General features: G+C 42.9%; 14 protein-coding genes. 8 read left to right on the forward strand and 6 right to left on the reverse strand.

Annotated elements, in window-relative coordinates; all coding sequences use genetic code 11:
* Positions 1-156: 156 nt before the first annotated feature.
* Positions 157-2658, reverse strand: coding sequence for a leucine--tRNA ligase (leuS, locus tag QM877_RS07470; RefSeq protein WP_414318032.1), 2502 nt, complete (start codon positions 2656-2658; stop codon positions 157-159).
* Between the two features lie 239 nt (positions 2659-2897).
* On the opposite strand from leuS, the gene QM877_RS07475 reads away from it, so the two are divergent.
* From QM877_RS07475 to QM877_RS07510, 8 genes are all read left to right on the forward strand, one after another.
* On the forward strand, positions 2898-3914 hold the full coding sequence (locus QM877_RS07475) for an NAD(P)H-dependent glycerol-3-phosphate dehydrogenase (protein ID WP_414318033.1): 1017 nt from the start codon (positions 2898-2900) through the stop codon (positions 3912-3914).
* 21 nt (positions 3915-3935) lie between these two features.
* Positions 3936-4835: a UTP--glucose-1-phosphate uridylyltransferase GalU gene (galU, locus tag QM877_RS07480; RefSeq protein WP_414318034.1), complete on the forward strand. Its 900-nt coding sequence runs from the start codon at positions 3936-3938 to the stop codon at positions 4833-4835.
* Between the two features lie 147 nt (positions 4836-4982).
* Positions 4983-7466, forward strand: coding sequence for a penicillin-binding protein PBP1B (gene pbp1b, locus QM877_RS07485; RefSeq protein ID WP_414318035.1), 2484 nt, complete (start codon positions 4983-4985; stop codon positions 7464-7466).
* 83 nt (positions 7467-7549) lie between these two features.
* A complete protein-coding gene (locus QM877_RS07490) occupies positions 7550-8461 on the forward strand; it encodes a DMT family transporter (RefSeq protein ID WP_414318036.1) in 912 nt (303 codons plus the stop codon).
* Positions 8462-8545: 84 nt separating this feature from the next.
* On the forward strand, positions 8546-9244 hold the full coding sequence (gene dapD, locus QM877_RS07495; RefSeq protein WP_414318037.1) for a 2,3,4,5-tetrahydropyridine-2,6-dicarboxylate N-acetyltransferase: 699 nt from the start codon (positions 8546-8548) through the stop codon (positions 9242-9244).
* Positions 9245-9305: 61 nt separating this feature from the next.
* Positions 9306-10436 carry an N-acetyldiaminopimelate deacetylase gene (locus tag QM877_RS07500; RefSeq protein WP_414318038.1) on the forward strand — a complete coding sequence of 377 codons (1131 nt, stop codon included), beginning with the start codon at positions 9306-9308 and terminating at the stop codon, positions 10434-10436.
* A 3-nt stretch (positions 10437-10439) separates the two neighbouring features.
* Positions 10440-10979, forward strand: coding sequence for a 5-formyltetrahydrofolate cyclo-ligase (locus tag QM877_RS07505; RefSeq protein ID WP_414318039.1), 540 nt, complete (start codon positions 10440-10442; stop codon positions 10977-10979).
* A complete protein-coding gene (locus tag QM877_RS07510) occupies positions 10963-11637 on the forward strand; it encodes a rhomboid family intramembrane serine protease (protein WP_414318040.1) in 675 nt (224 codons plus the stop codon). Before QM877_RS07505 ends, QM877_RS07510 begins: the two co-directional genes overlap by 17 nt.
* An 81-nt stretch (positions 11638-11718) precedes the next feature.
* Here the strand turns inward: QM877_RS07510 and QM877_RS07515 are convergent, their stop codons facing one another.
* From QM877_RS07515 to QM877_RS07535, 5 genes are all read right to left on the reverse strand, one after another.
* Positions 11719-13098: a glycoside hydrolase family 1 protein gene (locus QM877_RS07515; protein ID WP_414318041.1), complete on the reverse strand. Its 1380-nt coding sequence runs from the start codon at positions 13096-13098 to the stop codon at positions 11719-11721.
* 260 nt (positions 13099-13358) lie between these two features.
* Positions 13359-15212 (reverse strand): proline--tRNA ligase, encoded by a 1854-nt coding sequence (locus QM877_RS07520; RefSeq protein ID WP_414318042.1) that lies wholly within the window; start codon positions 15210-15212, stop codon positions 13359-13361.
* Between the two features lie 17 nt (positions 15213-15229).
* Positions 15230-16486, reverse strand: a complete 1257-nt coding sequence (gene rseP, locus QM877_RS07525) for an RIP metalloprotease RseP (protein WP_414318043.1) — start codon at positions 16484-16486, stop codon at positions 15230-15232.
* A gap of 21 nt (positions 16487-16507) precedes the next feature.
* Positions 16508-17311, reverse strand: coding sequence for a phosphatidate cytidylyltransferase (locus tag QM877_RS07530; RefSeq protein ID WP_414318044.1), 804 nt, complete (start codon positions 17309-17311; stop codon positions 16508-16510).
* Positions 17312-17319: 8 nt separating this feature from the next.
* Positions 17320-18072, reverse strand: coding sequence for an isoprenyl transferase (locus QM877_RS07535; RefSeq protein WP_248034973.1), 753 nt, complete (start codon positions 18070-18072; stop codon positions 17320-17322).
* Between the last annotated feature and the right edge of the window lie 37 nt (positions 18073-18109).

Here is an 18109-nt window from a genome sequence, read left to right on the forward strand (position 1 = left end):
CAAAAATACTATTTGTTGTCAAGCTGAGCCTAAAAAATCCTCCAAAGCTTAGCTCTGAAGGACTTTTAAATTTATTTCACAACAATATTTACAAGTTTGGTTGGCTTCAATAGTCCAGTGGACTATTGAAGGTGGCAGATATGGCTAATAAACTCGTTATTTAACGACAATATTCACGAGCTTATTCGGTACCGCAATCACTTTCACAATTTCCTTGCCATCGATCTCTGCTTTGACTTTTTCGTCAGCGAGAGCGACTTCTTGCAATTCTTCTCGTGATAGGTCTTTAGCGACCATGAGTTTAGCACGGACTTTACCTTTGATTTGGACGACGATTTCAATTTCGTCTTCAACCAATTTGCTTTCATCCCATGTTGGCCAAGCTACATAAGAGATAGACTCACCTGTTGCTGCGACTGTTTGCCAGAGTTCTTCTGCCAAGTGAGGCGCAAATGGGGCAATCAATTGGATAAAGCCTTTGGCGTAATCCACATAGAGTTTGTCTTCCTTATTCGCCGCATTGACAAAGACCATGAGCTGAGCAATGGCTGTGTTGAATTTCATCGACTCTATTTGCTCAGTGACAGCCTTAACAGTTTCGTTATAAACCTTGTCAAGAGCGCCATTGTTTTCCGCAACGATTTCTTTACTTGTAATCAAACGGTAAACACGGTCAAGGAATTTACGGCTTCCTTCCAAACCTTCTTCTGACCAAGCGATAGAAGCATCTAGTGGTCCCATGAACATTTCATAGACACGAAGGGTATCCGCACCGTATTGTTCCACCACATCGTCTGGGTTAACCACGTTCTTGAGGGATTTAGACATCTTGGCTGGTGCTTGCTCCAACTCTTCGCCTGTTTCCACATGGAAGAAGGAACCATCACGTTTTTCAACCTTGTCAGTTGCCACAAGAGCACCACGGTGGTCACGGTAGCTTGTTCCTAAGATCATTCCTTGGTTAAAGAGTTTTTGGAATGGCTCTTTAGTCGGTACAACACCAAGGTCATAGAGGAATTTGTGCCAGAAACGAGCGTAAAGCAAGTGGAGAACAGCGTGTTCTGCACCACCCACATAGATATCGACTGGCAACCATTGTTTGAGGAGGTCCTCATCGGCTAATTTCTCAGTGTTGTGTGGATCGATATAACGGAGGTAATACCAGCTTGAACCTGCCCATTGTGGCATAGTATTTGTTTCACGACGACCTTTAACACCATCTTCACGAGTCACTTCAAGCCAGTCTGTCAAGTTCGCCAATGGGCTTTCTCCAGTACCTGAAGGGCGTATGTCCTTGGTTACTGGCAAGACAAGTGGCAATTCACTTTCTGGAACAGCTGTTGAAGTTCCATCTTCCCAATGAATAATTGGGATTGGTTCACCCCAGTAACGTTGACGGCTAAAGAGCCAGTCGCGAAGGCGGTAAGTCACCTTCTCTTGACCAAAGCCTTTTTCTTCTAGCCAAGACACGATTTTAGCAATCGCTTCTTCTTTGTTGAGACCGTTCAAGAAGTCAGAGTTGACGTGAAGGCCATCCTCTGTGTAAGCAGCTTCTGCTACGTTTCCACCTTCCAAGACTTCTACGATTGGAAGGCCGAATTGTTTAGCAAATTCCCAGTCACGTTGGTCGTGGGCAGGTACAGCCATAACAGCACCTGTACCATAGCTAGACAAAACGTAATCCGCAATCCAGATTGGGATTTCCTTACCATTAACAGGGTTAATAGCATAAGCTCCAGTCCAAACCCCTGTTTTTTCCTTGGCAAGATCTGTACGAGCCAAGTCTGACTTCAAGCTAGCTTGGTGTTTGTAGTTCGCTACAGCCTCAGCTTGTTCAGGACTTGTGATGGCATCTACTAGTTCATGCTCAGGCGCCAAAACAGTGAAGGTCGCACCAAAGAGGGTGTCTGGACGTGTCGTAAAGACAGTGAATTCCTTGTCAGTCCCTTTTACTTTGAAAGTGACATTGGCACCAGTTGATTTCCCAATCCAGTTGCGTTGCATATCTTTGATAGACTCTGGCCAGTCAAGATCATCCAAGTCATTGAGCAAGCGCTCCGCATAGGCAGTAATTTTAAGCATCCATTGGCGCATTGGTTTGCGGACAACTGGATAGCCACCACGCTCAGATGTTCCATCTGGAAGTACTTCTTCGTTGGCGATAGCTGTTCCCAATTCTTCAACCCAGTTTACTGGCACTTCAGCTTCATAGGCCAAGCCTTTTTCGTAAAGCTTAGTAAAGATCCATTGCGTCCACTTATAGTAGTTTGGATCTGTCGTATTGACTTCACGGTCCCAGTCGTAAGAGAAACCAAGGGCATTGATTTGGCGTTTGAAGTTGGCAATGTTTTCCGCTGTGAATTCCGCCGGGTCATTTCCTGTATCCATAGCGTATTGCTCTGCAGGCAAACCAAAGGCATCCCATCCCATTGGATGAAGGACATTGTAGCCTTGCGCACGTTTGAAACGGCTAAGGATATCTGTTGCTGTGTAGCCTTCTGGGTGTCCTACGTGAAGACCAGCTCCAGATGGATAAGGGAACATATCGAGTGCATAAAACTTCGGTTTTGAAGCATCTGTTCCTGTCTTAAAAGTGTGATTGTCAGCCCAGTATTTTTGCCACTTAGGCTCGATTTCTTTATGATTGTAAAAACTCATAGCGTCTCTCCAATTTTCGTGATGCTCCTATTATACCATTTTTAGGGGGAATATTGTTTCTCTTTTCGTGATTTTATTGTTTTGACCCATGAACACCCTATTATTCTACTGTCATTTTTTCAATTTCTTTCTCAGATACATAAATAGTCTGACAAAAATTTCTTAATGAATTCTATAGATGCATGATAGGGCTTTTTATGGTAGAATATAAGAAAGTGCTTTCTCAGAAGGAGGAAAATATGGACAAACAAACCATCGCTGTTTTAGGGCCTGGTTCATGGGGTACTGCACTGTCACAAGTTCTTAATGACAACGGACACCAAGTGCGTATCTGGGGAAATATTCCTGATCAAATTGACGAAATCAATACACAACATACTAACAAACGCTATTTTAAGGATACTGTATTAGACGAAAAAATTGTTGCCTACCATAATTTAGCAGAAGCCTTGAAGGGTGTTGATGCTGTCTTGTTTGTGGTGCCAACCAAGGTGACCAGATTGGTAGCTCAACAAGTGGCTGCTGTTTTGGATCATAAAGTGGTGGTCATGCATGCTTCAAAAGGCCTCGAACCCAATAGCCACAAACGCCTTTCAACCATTCTAGAAGAAGAAATCCCTGAAGAATTGCGTAGTGAGATTGTGGTTGTATCTGGTCCTAGCCATGCGGAAGAAACGATTGTACGTGACATCACCTTGATTACGGCTGCATCCAAGGATTTACAAACTGCTCAATATGTTCAGACACTCTTTAGTAACCACTACTTCCGCCTTTATACCAATACGGATGTGATCGGAGTGGAAACAGCTGGTGCTCTTAAAAATATCATCGCTGTTGGTGCAGGTGCCCTTCATGGACTTGGATTTGGTGATAATGCAAAAGCTGCTATTATCACGCGCGGGCTGGCAGAAATTACCCGTCTGGGAGTTAAACTTGGAGCAAATCCATTAACTTACAGTGGTCTTTCTGGAGTTGGGGATTTAATCGTTACAGGAACTTCTGTCCACTCACGTAACTGGCGTGCTGGAGATGCTCTTGGTCGCGGTGAAGCCTTGGCAGATATTGAAGCAAATATGGGAATGGTCATTGAAGGAATTTCAACAACCAAAGCTGCTTACGAATTGGCGCAAGAACTCGGAGTTTATATGCCTATCACCCAAGCCATTTACCAAGTTATTTATGAAAATGTTAATATTAAGGATGCCGTTTCTGAACTCATGAGCAATGAGTTCAAGGCAGAGAACGAGTGGTCTTAGTCACCGTTAGAAAGGAAGCTCATGAAGCAAAAAGTTAGAAAAGCCGTTATCCCTGCTGCGGGACTTGGAACTCGTTTCCTACCTGCTACTAAAGCTTTGGCCAAAGAAATGTTGCCAATCGTCGATAAACCAACCATCCAGTTCATCGTTGAAGAAGCTCTTAAGTCTGGAATTGAGGACATTCTTGTGGTAACAGGAAAGTCAAAACGTTCTATCGAAGACCATTTCGACTCAAACTTTGAACTAGAATACAACCTCAAGGAAAAAGGAAAAACCGACCTTTTGAAACTAGTTGACGAAACAACTGGTATGCGTCTTCACTTCATCCGTCAAACACACCCACGTGGACTCGGAGATGCCGTCTTACAAGCCAAAGCTTTCGTTGGAAACGAACCCTTTGTGGTTATGCTTGGAGATGACCTCATGGATATCACAAATGACAAGGCCATTCCATTGACCAAGCAGCTCATGAATGATTATGAGAAGACTCATGCTTCTACTATCGCCGTAATGCCTGTCCCACATGATGAAGTTTCTTCATACGGTGTCATCGCTCCTCAAGGTGAAGGAAATGACGGTCTTTACAGCGTTGAAACCTTCGTTGAAAAACCAGCTCCTGAGGATGCACCAAGTGATTTAGCCATCATCGGTCGCTACCTTCTCACACCTGAGATTTTCGGTATTCTTGAAAATCAAACACCAGGAGCAGGAAATGAAATCCAGCTAACAGATGCTATCGATACCCTCAACAAAACCCAACGAGTATTTGCTCGCGAGTTTAAAGGCTCACGTTACGATGTTGGAGATAAGTTTGGATTTATGAAGACTTCCATCGAATACGCTCTCAAACATCCACAAGTCAAAGAGCACTTGAAGGACTACTTGATTGATCTTGGAAAAGAACTTTCAGGAGACAAATAAACAATTTACCAAACAGTCAGATTTAGTTTAAATCTGGCTTTTTTGATGTCTAAATCCCAAGAACCAATCCCTATCTAACCCCCATTCTAAGCCTAATTTCTTGCAAGAGATGCTTTTATGGTATAATAATAAAGAGTGAGGAATTCTATGAACAAACATGTAACAAGAATCAAACAAAAAGGACTGGCCTTACTTCGGTCTCTAAAATTAACAACTTCCAAAAAAAATCCAGATAAAAATAAGAAAGTCAAAACAAAACTAACCATTTGGACTATTTGGACCAAGATTTTACTTGGAATAAAAGCAACTTTTAACACTCTTTTTATCCTAGCTTTTATTGGCGGTCTCCTCGGGACTGGGGTTGTTTTGGGGTATGCGGTTTCTCTTTTTGATCAGGTTAGTGTCCCTCAAACGGAGGATTTGGTTAAACAGGTGAACGATATTTCATCTATTTCTGAGATTCGCTATGCAGATGGTTCCATGATTGGGGCCATCGAGAGCGATCTTTTGCGAACATCTGTCGCATCCGATGCCATCTCAGAGAATCTCAAGCAAGCTATCGTTGCAACCGAGGACGAACACTTTGCAGAGCACAATGGTGTCGTCCCCAAAGCGGTCATTCGTGCCAGTCTAGGAAACTTTATCGGCCTTGGTTCTTCGAGTGGTGGTTCTACCCTAACACAACAGCTCATCAAACAACAAGTAGTTGGGGACGCTCCTACTCTTGCTCGTAAAGCTAGTGAAATCGTAGATGCTCTAGCCCTAGAACGTGCTATGAATAAGGATGAAATCCTGACTACCTATCTAAATGTTGCACCTTTTGGTCGCAATAACAAGGGGCAAAATATCGCAGGGGCTCAGCAGGCTGCAACTGGGATTTTCGGAGTGGATGCTAGCAAACTAACCATTCCTCAAGCAGCCTTCCTAGCAGGTTTACCACAAAGCCCTATTTCCTACTCACCTTATGAGTCTACTGGTGAGATGAAGAGCGAAGAAGATATTGAACTTGGAATCAAGCGCTCAAAAGATGTTCTCTACAATATGTACAGAACTGGAGTCCTTAGCCAAGAAGATTACGAAACCTATAAAGCCTACGATATTAAGAAAGACTTCCTGCCAGCAGAAAATGTCAACGTAACTGCTAAAGGTTTCCTCTACTTCTCTGCCCTCGATGAAGCGACGAACCTCATGTATGATTATCTAATCAAAAAAGATAACGTCTCTGCACAAGAACAAAAGAACGAATCTATCCAAAAATCTTATCATGAATTGGCTGAAAAAGAGATTCAAAATGGTGGTTACCGTATCACAACTACAATTGATAAAGCTATCCATTCTGCCATGCAAGATGCTGTCGCAAACTATGGCTACCTTGTCGATGATAATACTGGTCAACCAGAAGTCGGAAATGTCTTGATGGATAACCAAACAGGAGCCATTTTAGGATTTGTCGGTGGTCGTGATTACCAAAGTAATCAAAACAACCACGCCTTTAACACTAAACGGTCTCCTGCTTCAACTACTAAACCAATCCTAGCCTACAGTATTGCGATTGACCAAGGTTTGATGGGAAGTGCAAGCGTCTTATCTAACTATCCAACTAACTTCTCTAACGGAAATCCGATTATGTATGTCAATAGTTCTGGTACTGCCATGATGAGTCTGAAAGAAGCTCTGAATTACTCTTGGAATATCCCAGCCTACTGGACCTATCAGTTACTTCTTCAAAAAGGAGTTGATGTACGCTCTTACATGGAAAAAATGGGCTATGATATTCCTGAGTACGGCATCGAAAGTCTTCCTATGGGGGGAGGAATCGATGTCACTGTAGCCCAACATACAAATGGCTACCAAACCTTGGCTAACAATGGTGTTTACCATAAGAAATACATGATTTCGAAAATCGAAAAAACCAGCGGCGAGGTTATCTATGAGCACAAAGATGAACCTGTACAAGTCTACTCTAAAGCAACTGCAACCATTATGCAGAGCTTACTAAGAGATGTGATTTCTTCCCAAGTGACTTCAAGCTTCCAGAGCGATCTTGTTGCAATCAACCCAAGTTTGGCAGGTGCTGACTGGATTGGTAAAACTGGTACTACCAATGAAGATGGCGATATGTGGCTCATGCTTTCAACTCCAAGATTAACCCTTGGTGCTTGGCTTGGTCACGATGATAACCGACCACTTGGCAAAGGTGCAGGACACTACCGTAATGCAAAATATATGGCTCATCTGGTAAATGCCATTCAACAAGCAGCCCCTTCTTCTTGGGGTTCAGAACGTTTCAAACTCGATCCAAGTGTCACTTCATCACAAGTCCTCAAATCAACTGGTCAAAAACCAGGTAAGGTTACTATCAATGGTAAAGAGATTAATGTGACTGGTGAAATGGTAACAAGTTACTGGGCTAACCAAAATGGTGCTCCGACTACCACTTATAAATTCGCTATTGGTGGAAGCGATGCAGACTACCAAAATGCTTGGAACACCATTTTAGGAAGTCTTCCTAAAGCATCTTCTTCCTCATCGAACAATAGCAATAACAATAATAATCGTAATAATACTTCTAATAGTAACGGGAGCAGTAGCTCTAGTTCCAATAATAGAAGCAGCAATCAACAGCGCTAACTAGCACAATCATTGAGAGTGGGAAAGAAATGATTTTTCTCCACTCTCTTTTTTCTTTTTTCATTTCATGGTACAATAGCAACATGAATAAATATCAAAAGAATATTTTTAAGGGAACCATTTATTCTCTCCTATCTGGCTTGATCTGGGGGATCTGCGGAATTTTAGGAGAGTACTTTTTTGCCCATTATCAAGTATCTTCAGGCTGGATTACTTCTATGCGTCTACTCGTCGCAGGTAGTTTCGTAATCGTCTTATCTAGTCTTAAACTCCGGTCCCAACTCTTCGAGATCTGGAAAAATCGAAACAATTACCTTCCTTTTCTGGCCTATGCTATCTTAGGAATCTTCTCCGTTCAGTATTTCTTCTATCTCTGTGTAGAATACTCTAATGCAACAACAGCAACCATCCTCCAATTTATCAGTCCTGTCTTTATACTTCTATATAATCGCATCATCTACAAGAAAAAAGCTTCTAAAAGTGCGATTTTTTATGTTTTGGTCGCTATGGTTGGGGTCTTTTTGATGGCTACCAAAGGCGATTTGTCTAAGCTATCCATCACTCCTCTTGCTTTACTGACAGGTCTTCTCAGTGCCCTAGGTGTTATGTTCAATGTCATCTTACCCCAACGCTTTGCTAAAAAATACGGTTTTGTGCCAACTGTTGGTTGGGGAATGATTATTGCGGGCCTTTTTAGTAATTTTCTCTACCCCGTTTATAAGATTAGCTTCCAGGTTGATGCCATCAGTATCTGTATTTGTTTGACTATTGCCTTTTTGGGAACTGCCTTTGCCTTCTTCCTATCGATGAAGGCTGTCTCTCTCGTTTCTCCCTTGGTGGTGTCAGTCGTCAGCGCAAGCGAACCGCTATCCTCTGCTATTCTAAGCGTTCTTTTCCTTGGCATGGTTCTGGATGGTTTCTTAATACTGGCCATGATTTTGATTATCGTTCCTATGATTTTCTTGTCCATCGAAGAATCAAAATCCAAGAATTAAACACCTTCTTTTGACACTTAAGGCTTCAAAATTGAAGCCTTTTTTGGTAGAATAGTAAGCATTACAAAGAGTGAGGAGACACCTATGACTGCTACAAAAATGAATGCACAAGAAATTATCCAATTTATCGCAAATGCTGAGAAAAAGACAAGCGTAAAAGTGACCTTTGAAGGACAACTTGACGGATCGATCCCTGCCTCTGTTATCAAGCTTGGGAATGTTCTTTTTGGAGACTGGAAAGATGTCGCTCCACTTCTTGAAGGACTTACAGAAAACAAGGACTATGTTGTTGAACAAGACGCTCGCAACTCTGCTGTTCCTCTCCTTGATAAACGTGCTATCAATGCTCGTATCGAGCCAGGCGCTATCATCCGTGACCAAGTTGAAATTGGTGACAATGCTGTTATCATGATGGGAGCAGTTATCAATATCGGTGCTGAAATTGGTGCAGGAACTATGATTGACATGGGGGCTATCCTTGGTGGCCGTGCCATCGTGGGGAAAAACAGTCACGTTGGTGCAGGTGCCGTTCTTGCAGGTGTCATCGAACCAGCTAGTGCAGAGCCTGTCCGTGTCGGTGATAATGTTCTCATCGGTGCTAACGCTGTAGTTATCGAAGGTGTTCAAATCGGTAGCGGTTCTGTTGTTGCAGCAGGTGCCATCGTCACTCAAGATGTCCCAGAAAATGTTGTGGTGGCAGGTGTTCCAGCTCGTGTTATCAAAGAAATCGATAGCCAAACCCAACAAAAAACAGCGCTAGAAGATGCGCTTCGCACCTTGTAATTAGTAACAGAGGCGGAAATATTTCCAGCCTCTTTCTCGTATCAATAGAAGGAAATTAACTATGTTAGATTTGATTCAAACTCGACGCGATCTTCACCAAATTCCTGAGATTGGTTTAGAAGAATTCAAGACTCACGCTTATTTACTCAATGTCATTGAAACATTAACAGCTGGTAAGGATTTCGTTCAGATTCGTACTTGGCGAACAGGTATTTTAGTTTACTTGCAGGGAAGTCAGCCAGAACGTACCATTGGTTGGCGAACAGACATCGACGGACTCCCAATTGTTGAACAAACAGGCCTTCCTTTTGCCTCTCAACACCAAGACCGCATGCATGCTTGTGGGCATGATTTTCATATGACCATTGCACTTGGAAGTCTCGAACGTGCTTTAGAAAAACAACCAAAAAACAACCTCCTCTTTCTCTTCCAACCTGCAGAAGAAAACGAAGCAGGTGGTATGCTCATGTATGAAGATGATGCTTTTGGCGACTGGTTGCCTGACCAATTCTATGGACTTCATGTTCGTCCCGACTTAAAAGTTGGACAAATTGCGACCAATACCCATACACTCTTTGCAGGAACTTGCGAAGTCAAGATTCGTTTCAAGGGTAAAGGTGGTCACGCTGCCTTTCCACATGAAGCCAACGACGCTCTGGTTGCAGCTAGCTATTTTGTGACCCAAGTTCAGTCGGTTGTCAGCCGTAATGTCGATCCTATCGAGGGAGCTGTTGTCACTTTCGGTGTTTTTCAAGCTGGTACAACCAATAATGTCATCGCTGATACAGCCTTCTTACATGGAACCATTCGAGCTCTTACACACAATATGAGTCTCTTGGTTCAAAAACGTGTCAAAGCTATCGCAGAAGGTGTGGTAGCTGCCTTTGATATGGAAGTGGAAGTTGAACTCAAGCAGAGAGGTTATTTACCTGTCGAAAACAACCCTGAACTAGCCCGTGAATTGATGACCTTCTTTGATGAAAAAGAGGGCATTGAACTAATCGATATTGAACCTGCCATGACAGGTGAAGACTTTGGGTATCTTCTTTCAAAGGTTCCTGGCGTCATGTTCTGGCTAGGTATTGATAGTCCCTACGCCCTTCACCATCCAAAGATGAGTCCTAAAGAAGAAGCTCTAGCTATCGGTGTCGAAGCTGTATCAAGCTTCTTAGCAAAGAAAGCTGCGGAGTAAACTATGAAAAAAAGCTTACGCAAGCAGGTCTTACAAGAACTCAAGTCTCTATCTAAGGAAGAAAAGCAGAGCATGAACGATTGGCTCACAGAGCAGTTCTTTCAACATCCTTTTTATAAGGAAGCAAAAACTATCGCCACTTACCTGTCTTTCCCTCATGAATTTCAGACAGCTGAGCTCATTGAACAAGCTCAAAAAGATGGGAAGACTATCCTCATTCCCAAAACTTATCCACATGGGAAAATGGACCTGGTGCTCTATGAACCAGAGAAGCTCGAAAGAAATTCTTTTGGACTTCTTGAACCCAAAGGAAACTTCTCAATCATTGAACCCTCTCTGATTGACTTGATTCATGTTCCTGGTTTGGCTTTCAATCCTTCTGGCTATCGGGTTGGCTACGGAGGAGGCTATTACGACCGCTACTTGGAGCATTTCCCAGGCCATACCATTAGTACACTTTATCCTTGTCAGATTCAGGATTTCCATCCTGATCCACATGATATTCCCGTTGAGGAGGTACTCATCTATGAAAGAAATTTTTGATCGTCGTTATCCTGTCACGAGCTTCTTTCTTCTCGTGACCACCCTGGTTTTTATACTCATGTTTCTAACCAGTGGTTTCAATTACACAAGTGCAGCTACCTTGTATCGGTTTGGAGCTGTTTATCCTCCTGCTATCAAGGCCATGCCTGAACAAATCTGGCGCTTATTTTCGGCAACCTTTGTCCACATTGGCTTGGAGCACTTTTTAGTCAATATGCTATCCCTTTACTTCTTGGGACGTCAGATGGAACAAATCTTTGGCTCCAAACAGTTTTTCTTTATCTACCTTCTATCAGGTATGATGGGAAATCTCTTTGTCCTCGTTTTTAGTCCCAATGCCATTACTGCAGGTGCTTCAACTGCCCTCTACGGTATGTTCGCTTCTATTGTCGTTCTCCGTTATGCCTCACGCAATCCCTATCTGCAACAGCTCGGTCAATCTTACCTCTCCCTCTTGGTCATCAACCTAGTAGGTAGTGTTTTAATACCTGGTATCAGCCTTACTGGACACGTAGGTGGAGCTGTCGGTGGCGCATTACTAGCTATTGTCTTCCCAGTTCGAGGCGAAAGAAAGATTTATAGTTTTGGGCAACGTGGTATAGCAACGCTAGCCTTTATTGGTTTATCAGCTCTACTACTCTTTATTGGACTATTATAAGAACAAGAAAAACCATTGGAAAAACTCGAAAAGAGTTGAGGTCCAATGGTTTTTTCATATCATTCGTTAGACTACAAAATCTTAAAATCCATTATTATCACTTAGTTCTTTGAACCAGTGGCCGGATTTTTTCAAGCGACGCTCTTGTGTTTTTAAGTCTAGCTCGACCAAACCATAACGGTTTTTATAGCTATTGAGCCATGACCAACAATCGATAAAGGTCCAGATCAAGTAGCCTTTACAGTTAGCCCCATCTTCAATAGCGCGATGGAGTTCACGAAGGTGACCTTTGACAAAGTCGATACGGTAGTCATCCTGAATCATGCCATTTTCACGGAATTTGTCTTCACCTTCAACACCCATCCCATTCTCTGTCAGCATCCACTCAATATTACCGTAGTTTTCCTTGATGTTTTGGGCAATGTCATAAATCCCTTGCTCGTAGATTTCCCAACCGCGATGCGGATTAATCTTACGACCTGGCATAACGTAAGGTTCATAGAAATGTTCTGGTAATAGTGGACTATCAGGATGCTTAGCAAAACGTGGCGCCATAACACGCAAAGGCTGATAGTAATTGACTCCTAGGAAGTCAACGGTGTTTTCACGAATGAGTTCCAACTCTTCGGCTGTGTACTCTGGTAATAAGTCATGGTCTGCTAAAATCTCTACTAACTCTTCTGGATAGGCTCCTAAAACAGACGGATCTAGGAAAGATTGTGCCTGGAAGAGATCGGCAATACGAGCAGCTTTCACATCTGCAGGATGCTGGCTACGTGGATAGGCTGGTGTCAAGTTGAGGACAATCCCAATCTTAGAGCCAGGCAAGACTTCATGACAAGCCTTAACTGCAAGAGTGCTGGCTAGTTGTGTATGATAGGCAACCTTAACTGCTGCCTTAGCATCTACCTTGTGAGGATAATGGGCATCATAGAAATAGCCAAACTCAACAGGAACGATAGGTTCGTTGAAGGTAATCCATTGGTCCACAAGGTCACCATAGGTCTCAAAACAGAAACGAGCATAGTCTTCATAAGTCTTGATAGTTGCCTTATTTTCCCAACCATCCCCATCTTCTTGAAGGGCGAAAGGCAGGTCAAAGTGATAGAGATTGACTAAGAGGCGAATCCCCTTAGCTTTGATAGCTTCAAAAACCTGACGGTAGAAAGCCACCCCTTGAGGATTGACTGCTCCACGCCCCTGTGGGAAAATACGAGACCACTGGATAGAAGTTCGAAAGGCTGTATGCCCTGTTTCTAACAGAAGTTCGATATCCTTTTCCCAGTTTTCATAGAAGGTCGATGTCTTATCAGGTCCAATGCCATTGTAGTAACGGTTTGGCTCTACTTGGTACCAATAATCCCAGAGATTATCTCCCTTGCCATCACCAGGTACTCGTCCTTCTGTCTGTGGTCCAGAAGTTGAGGACCCCCAGACAAAATCCTTTGGAAATTTTAGCATAGTACTACCTCTTTTTACGCTTTTAATGTTTATACTCTTCGAAAATCAAATTCAAACCGCGTCAACGTCGCCTTGCCGTATATGTGTTACTGACTTCGTCAGTTCTATCCACAACCTCAAAACGGTGTTTTGAGCAACCTTCGGCTAGTTTCCTAGTTTGCTCTTTGATTTTCATTGAGTCTTACTTTCTCTCATTATACAGAAAAAACAAGGCAAAAACTAGTTACATTTTTGTCTTGTTTTTCTTCTGATTATAGATTTTATTTATTTGTTAGGATTTCAAGGGTTTCAAGCAAGCTATCTGCGTGAATTTCGATTGTATCCCCTGTCGCCTTGATCTTGACTTCTACGATACCATCAGCTGCTTTCTTCCCAACAGTGATACGGATTGGAAGACCAATCAAGTCGCTGTCACTGAATTTAACACCGACACGTTCGTTACGGTCATCCGTCAAGACTTCGTAGCCTTTATTTACCAAAGCTTTTTCGATACGATCTGTCAATGCAAGACTTTCTTCATCCTTGACATTAACTGGAATCAAGTGCACATCAAATGGCGCCAATTCTTTAGGGAAGTTGATTCCCCAAGCGTAACGGTATTCACCTTTTGGAGTTTTGTTGACAAAGAGGCGAGCGTGTTGCTCCATGACTGCTGAAAGGAGACGGCTCACACCGATACCATAGCATCCCATGATGATTGGCACAGCACGACCATTTTCATCCAAGACATCTGCACCCATGCTTGCTGAGTAACGAGTCCCAAGTTTGAATATGTGACCAATTTCGATACCACGCGCAAAGTTAAGAACTCCTTGTCCGTCTGGAGAGATTTCACCCTCACGAACTTCACGGATATCGACATACTCAGAAGTAAAATCACGACCGGGGTTTACACCAGTCAAGTGGTAGCCATCTTCGTTAGCCCCCACTACAGCATTGCGGCTATCTTGTACCTTGCGGTCTGCGATAATCTTGACATTTTCTGGAAGATTTACTGGGCCAAGTGAACCAAAGTCCGCTCCTAACAATTCTTTCACTTCCGCCTCGGTTGCAGGTTCCAAGAAGTCTGCTCCAAGGTAGTTTTTCAATTTGACTTCATTGAGTTGGTCATTGCCAACGAGTAGGGCAACAATTGGCTCCTCGTCTGCGATATAAACCAAGGTCTTGATTGTTTGCTCTTCAGAGACATTCAAGAAAGCAGCAACTTCATCAATTGATTTGACACCTGGTGTTTCCACACGAGCTACTTGATCTTCAGTCACAACACGGTTGCTTGGTTTGTAGGCGTTGGTTGCCATTTCCAAGTTGGCTGCATAGCTTGACTCACTTGAGTAGGCAATGGTGTCTTCACCAGAAACCATCCATTTGAGCAATTCAGCCTTGATTTCTTCTTGCACTTGATCAGGGATTTCATCAAACGACGCGACAGATTTATCTAACACTACCCAACGGTCAAGGTCTGTACGAGCAGGTGTGATGGCCATAAATTCTTGGCTATCCTTACCACCCATAGCTCCACCGTCACCGATGATTGCCTTGAAGTCCAAGCCACTACGAGTAAAGATACGCTCGTAAGCAGCCTTGTACTCATCATAGGTTACATCCAAGCTATCGTAGTTAGCGTGGAAGCTATAACCATCTTTCATGATGAACTCACGGGTCCGAAGAAGTCCATTACGTGGACGTTTTTCATCACGATACTTAGGCTGGATTTGATACAAGTTCAAAGGTAATTGTTTGTAAGACTTGACAGAATCACGGACAATAGCTGTAAAAGTTTCTTCGTGAGTTGGCCCCAAGATAAAGTCTGACTTCTCACGGTTTTTCAATTTGTACAAGTCCTCACCGTAGGTTTCATAACGGCCAGACTCACGCCAAAGGTCAGCACTGAGAAGTGCTGGAGTCAACATCTCAACCGCACCAATCTTGTCAAACTCTTGACGCATGATCTTCTTAGCTTTTTCGATAACACGGTTAGCAAGTGGTAAGTAAGAGTAAACACCTGCAGATACTTGACGAACATAACCAGCACGCAACATAAGTGCGTGACTGATAACTTGAGCATCGCTTGGCATTTCGCGAAGCGTTGGGATAAGCATTTTACTTTGTTTCATAATTACTCCTCTATTTCTTAAAAGAAGGTTCGCATGATGTCATTCCAAGTTACGGCGATCATCAAAACGACCATAATGACAACTCCGACCAGAGTGACATAGGTTTCAATTTCTTGTTTTAGTGGTTTGCGACGAATGGCTTCGATGATATTAAGCACGATTTTTCCACCGTCGAGCGCAGGTATCGGAATCAGATTGAAAATCCCGATATTGATGGAAATCATAGCCAAGAAGTACAAGACATTTTCCAGTCCATTCTTGGCAGCATCGCTACTTGCCTTAAAGATAGCAACGGGACCGCCCAGCTTATTCAAATCCGGGTGAAAAATCAGACTCTTCAAAGCATTGAGGATGCGCAAAGCTGAATCAGCCGCAGTTGTAAATCCACCCATAAACATAGACCATATATCTGATTTGAGTCTCGGTTGAACACCCAAGATATAGCGTCCTTGGCTTTCTTCAGGTATCACACTCACTTGTTTTTCAGTTCCATTTTCAGAGACTGTCACATCCAAAACGGGATCTGTTTTGTCCCTGGTTTCTGCATCAACAGCCTGGATCAGATCTGACCAGTTTGAAATCTCATAACTGCCGACCTTAGTGATTTGGGCCGTATTTTCAACTCCAACCTTAGCCAAAGCGCTATCTGGAATAATGCTGAAATTGTTCGTTTGCGTATCACGAACACCGCCTTGCATGAAAATCAAGATCCAGAAAACGACGACTCCTAGGATAAAATTATTCATAGGACCAGCAAAGTTGGTAATCAATTTGCCCCAGACAGTCGCATTCTGATATTGGACGTCTAAGGGAGCGATACGAACTTCCGTTCCATCAGCTTCCACAATGGTCGCATCATGGTCTACTGAGAAAGTCTTTTCCTCTTCTAAGACCAAGCCTCTAATAAAGAGTTTATCCTCAAAATCAAACTGAGTGACCTGCATTGGCAGAGCTGTCTGGTCAACCTTTTTACCAGAGAGATTGATGCGTTTGACCTTACCATCCGCTGCCAATGTTAGGCTTGCAGGAGTTCCAGTCTTAATTTCTGTCGTATCTTCACCCCAACCTGCCATCCGAACGTAACCACCAAGTGGCAGGAGACGAATGGTATAAGCAGTTCCATCTTTTCCTATGTGGGCAAAGATTTTGGGGCCCATACCGATGGCAAATTCACGAACTAAAATCCCAGATTTCTTAGCAAAGTAAAAATGGCCGAATTCGTGAACCACTACGATAATCCCAAAGACCAGGATAAATGTTAGTAATCCTATCATTTAATTTCTATTTACCTTTCCTTAAAATAAGCCAAAGAGGTGCATAATAGGGAAGACAGCCAGCATGCAATCAAAACGATCCAATACCCCACCATGACCTGGGATAAACTTGCCTGAGTCTTTGACACCAAAGTGACGTTTCATAGCACTTTCAATCAAATCTCCCAACTGACCAGCTATACTAAAGAAAATAGCAAAAACCATCATTTTGTAAATCCCATAAGGTAAAGCAACAGTACTATCAACTAGCATAAAAATCAAAGTCACTAGCATAGCAGCCAATATACCTCCCATAGCACCCTCTATGGTCTTGTTAGGGGAAACTCTCGGAGCTAGTTTTCTCTTACCAAACTTCATCCCTACTAGATAGGCTCCACTATCGGTTGCCCAGACCATACAAAGCCCCAAAAGCGCCTTATCCAAACCTGCGATACGAGCATCGACCAAAGCATTAAAGCCAGAGCCAACATAAAAACTCATGGCAATCGGAAAAACAGCATCCTCAATGGTATAGTTCTTGCTGAAGACTGTTGCCCCTAGTAAAATCAGTATCACGACACTATAAGCTACAACATTCCCATCTACAGGTAAAAACTTCCAGTAGTTTTCCAAAGGTACGGTCAGAGCAAAGGTCGCTAGTAAAGTCAAGAGTCCTTCAGGCGTCATGGTATTTAAACCCTTCATGCGCAGTAACTCATGTACTCCCAACATAGCCACAATCCCCATGGCAATCTGAAGCCATAAGCCACCAATCGCCAAGATTGGGATAAAGATAGCCAAGGCCAAGATAGCAAAAAGGGTTCTCTTTTGTAAATCCTGTATCATAATATCTCCTAAACTCCTCCAAAACGACGATTGCGATGATTGTACTCGATGATAGCATCTTTCAAGGCTTCCCCATCAAAGTCAGGCCACAAGACATCCGTGAAATAGAGCTCGCTATAAGCAGCCTGCCAAGGCAAGAAATTACTCAAACGAAGTTCACCGCTGGTTCGAATAATCAAGTCAGGATCACGCAAGACTTTTGGCAAATGTCCCGTAAAGAGATATTCCCCAATCAATTCCTCTGTGATATCACCAGGATTGATCTTAGCATCTAAAACATCCTGTGCAATCAACTTGACCGCTTGTGTAATCTCAGCTCGTCCACCATAATTAAGGGCAAAATTGAGAATCAATCCTGTATTTAACTTAGTCAGCTCTTCTGCCTTTTTAAGAGCATCAAAAGTCTGCTTCGGCAAACGATCAGTCTCCCCAATCATTTGAATCTTCATGTTCTTCTGATGCAATTCGGGAACAAACTTATCATAAAATTCAACAGGTAAGTTCATGATAAACTTGACTTCCTGGTCTGGACGTGTCCAATTTTCAGTTGAGAAGGCATAGACTGTCAAGGCTTTGACGCCCATATCACTAGCAGCAATAGCTACCTTTCTCAAAGCATCCATCCCAGCCTTATGGCCAAAGACTCGTGGCTGCATCCGTTTTTTAGCCCAACGGCCATTCCCATCCATGATCACACCGATGTGGTCTGGCACCATTGTCGGGGTTTCGGTTGCTTTATCTTTTTTTAAAAATCCAAACATGATTGTATTCCTATTCAAAAATCTATCGTTTCATTAT

The organism is Streptococcus infantis (assembly GCF_047463655.1).
Lineage (GTDB): Bacteria > Bacillota > Bacilli > Lactobacillales > Streptococcaceae > Streptococcus > Streptococcus infantis_Z.

What these genes read in the sequence shown, in the direction of transcription:
- leuS (WP_414318032.1), bottom strand. Translation starts at nt 2,658, where the DNA reads ATGAGTTTTTACAATCATAAAGAAATCGAGCCTAAGTGGCAAAAATAC.
- QM877_RS07475 (WP_414318033.1), top strand. Translation starts at nt 2,898, where the DNA reads ATGGACAAACAAACCATCGCTGTTTTAGGGCCTGGTTCATGGGGTACT.
- galU (WP_414318034.1), top strand. Translation starts at nt 3,936, where the DNA reads ATGAAGCAAAAAGTTAGAAAAGCCGTTATCCCTGCTGCGGGACTTGGA.
- pbp1b (WP_414318035.1), top strand. Translation starts at nt 4,983, where the DNA reads ATGAACAAACATGTAACAAGAATCAAACAAAAAGGACTGGCCTTACTT.
- QM877_RS07490 (WP_414318036.1), top strand. Translation starts at nt 7,550, where the DNA reads ATGAATAAATATCAAAAGAATATTTTTAAGGGAACCATTTATTCTCTC.
- dapD (WP_414318037.1), top strand. Translation starts at nt 8,546, where the DNA reads ATGACTGCTACAAAAATGAATGCACAAGAAATTATCCAATTTATCGCA.
- QM877_RS07500 (WP_414318038.1), top strand. Translation starts at nt 9,306, where the DNA reads ATGTTAGATTTGATTCAAACTCGACGCGATCTTCACCAAATTCCTGAG.
- QM877_RS07505 (WP_414318039.1), top strand. Translation starts at nt 10,440, where the DNA reads ATGAAAAAAAGCTTACGCAAGCAGGTCTTACAAGAACTCAAGTCTCTA.
- QM877_RS07510 (WP_414318040.1), top strand. Translation starts at nt 10,963, where the DNA reads ATGAAAGAAATTTTTGATCGTCGTTATCCTGTCACGAGCTTCTTTCTT.
- QM877_RS07515 (WP_414318041.1), bottom strand. Translation starts at nt 13,098, where the DNA reads ATGCTAAAATTTCCAAAGGATTTTGTCTGGGGGTCCTCAACTTCTGGA.
- QM877_RS07520 (WP_414318042.1), bottom strand. Translation starts at nt 15,212, where the DNA reads ATGAAACAAAGTAAAATGCTTATCCCAACGCTTCGCGAAATGCCAAGC.
- rseP (WP_414318043.1), bottom strand. Translation starts at nt 16,486, where the DNA reads ATGATAGGATTACTAACATTTATCCTGGTCTTTGGGATTATCGTAGTG.
- QM877_RS07530 (WP_414318044.1), bottom strand. Translation starts at nt 17,311, where the DNA reads ATGATACAGGATTTACAAAAGAGAACCCTTTTTGCTATCTTGGCCTTG.
- QM877_RS07535 (WP_248034973.1), bottom strand. Translation starts at nt 18,072, where the DNA reads ATGTTTGGATTTTTAAAAAAAGATAAAGCAACCGAAACCCCGACAATG.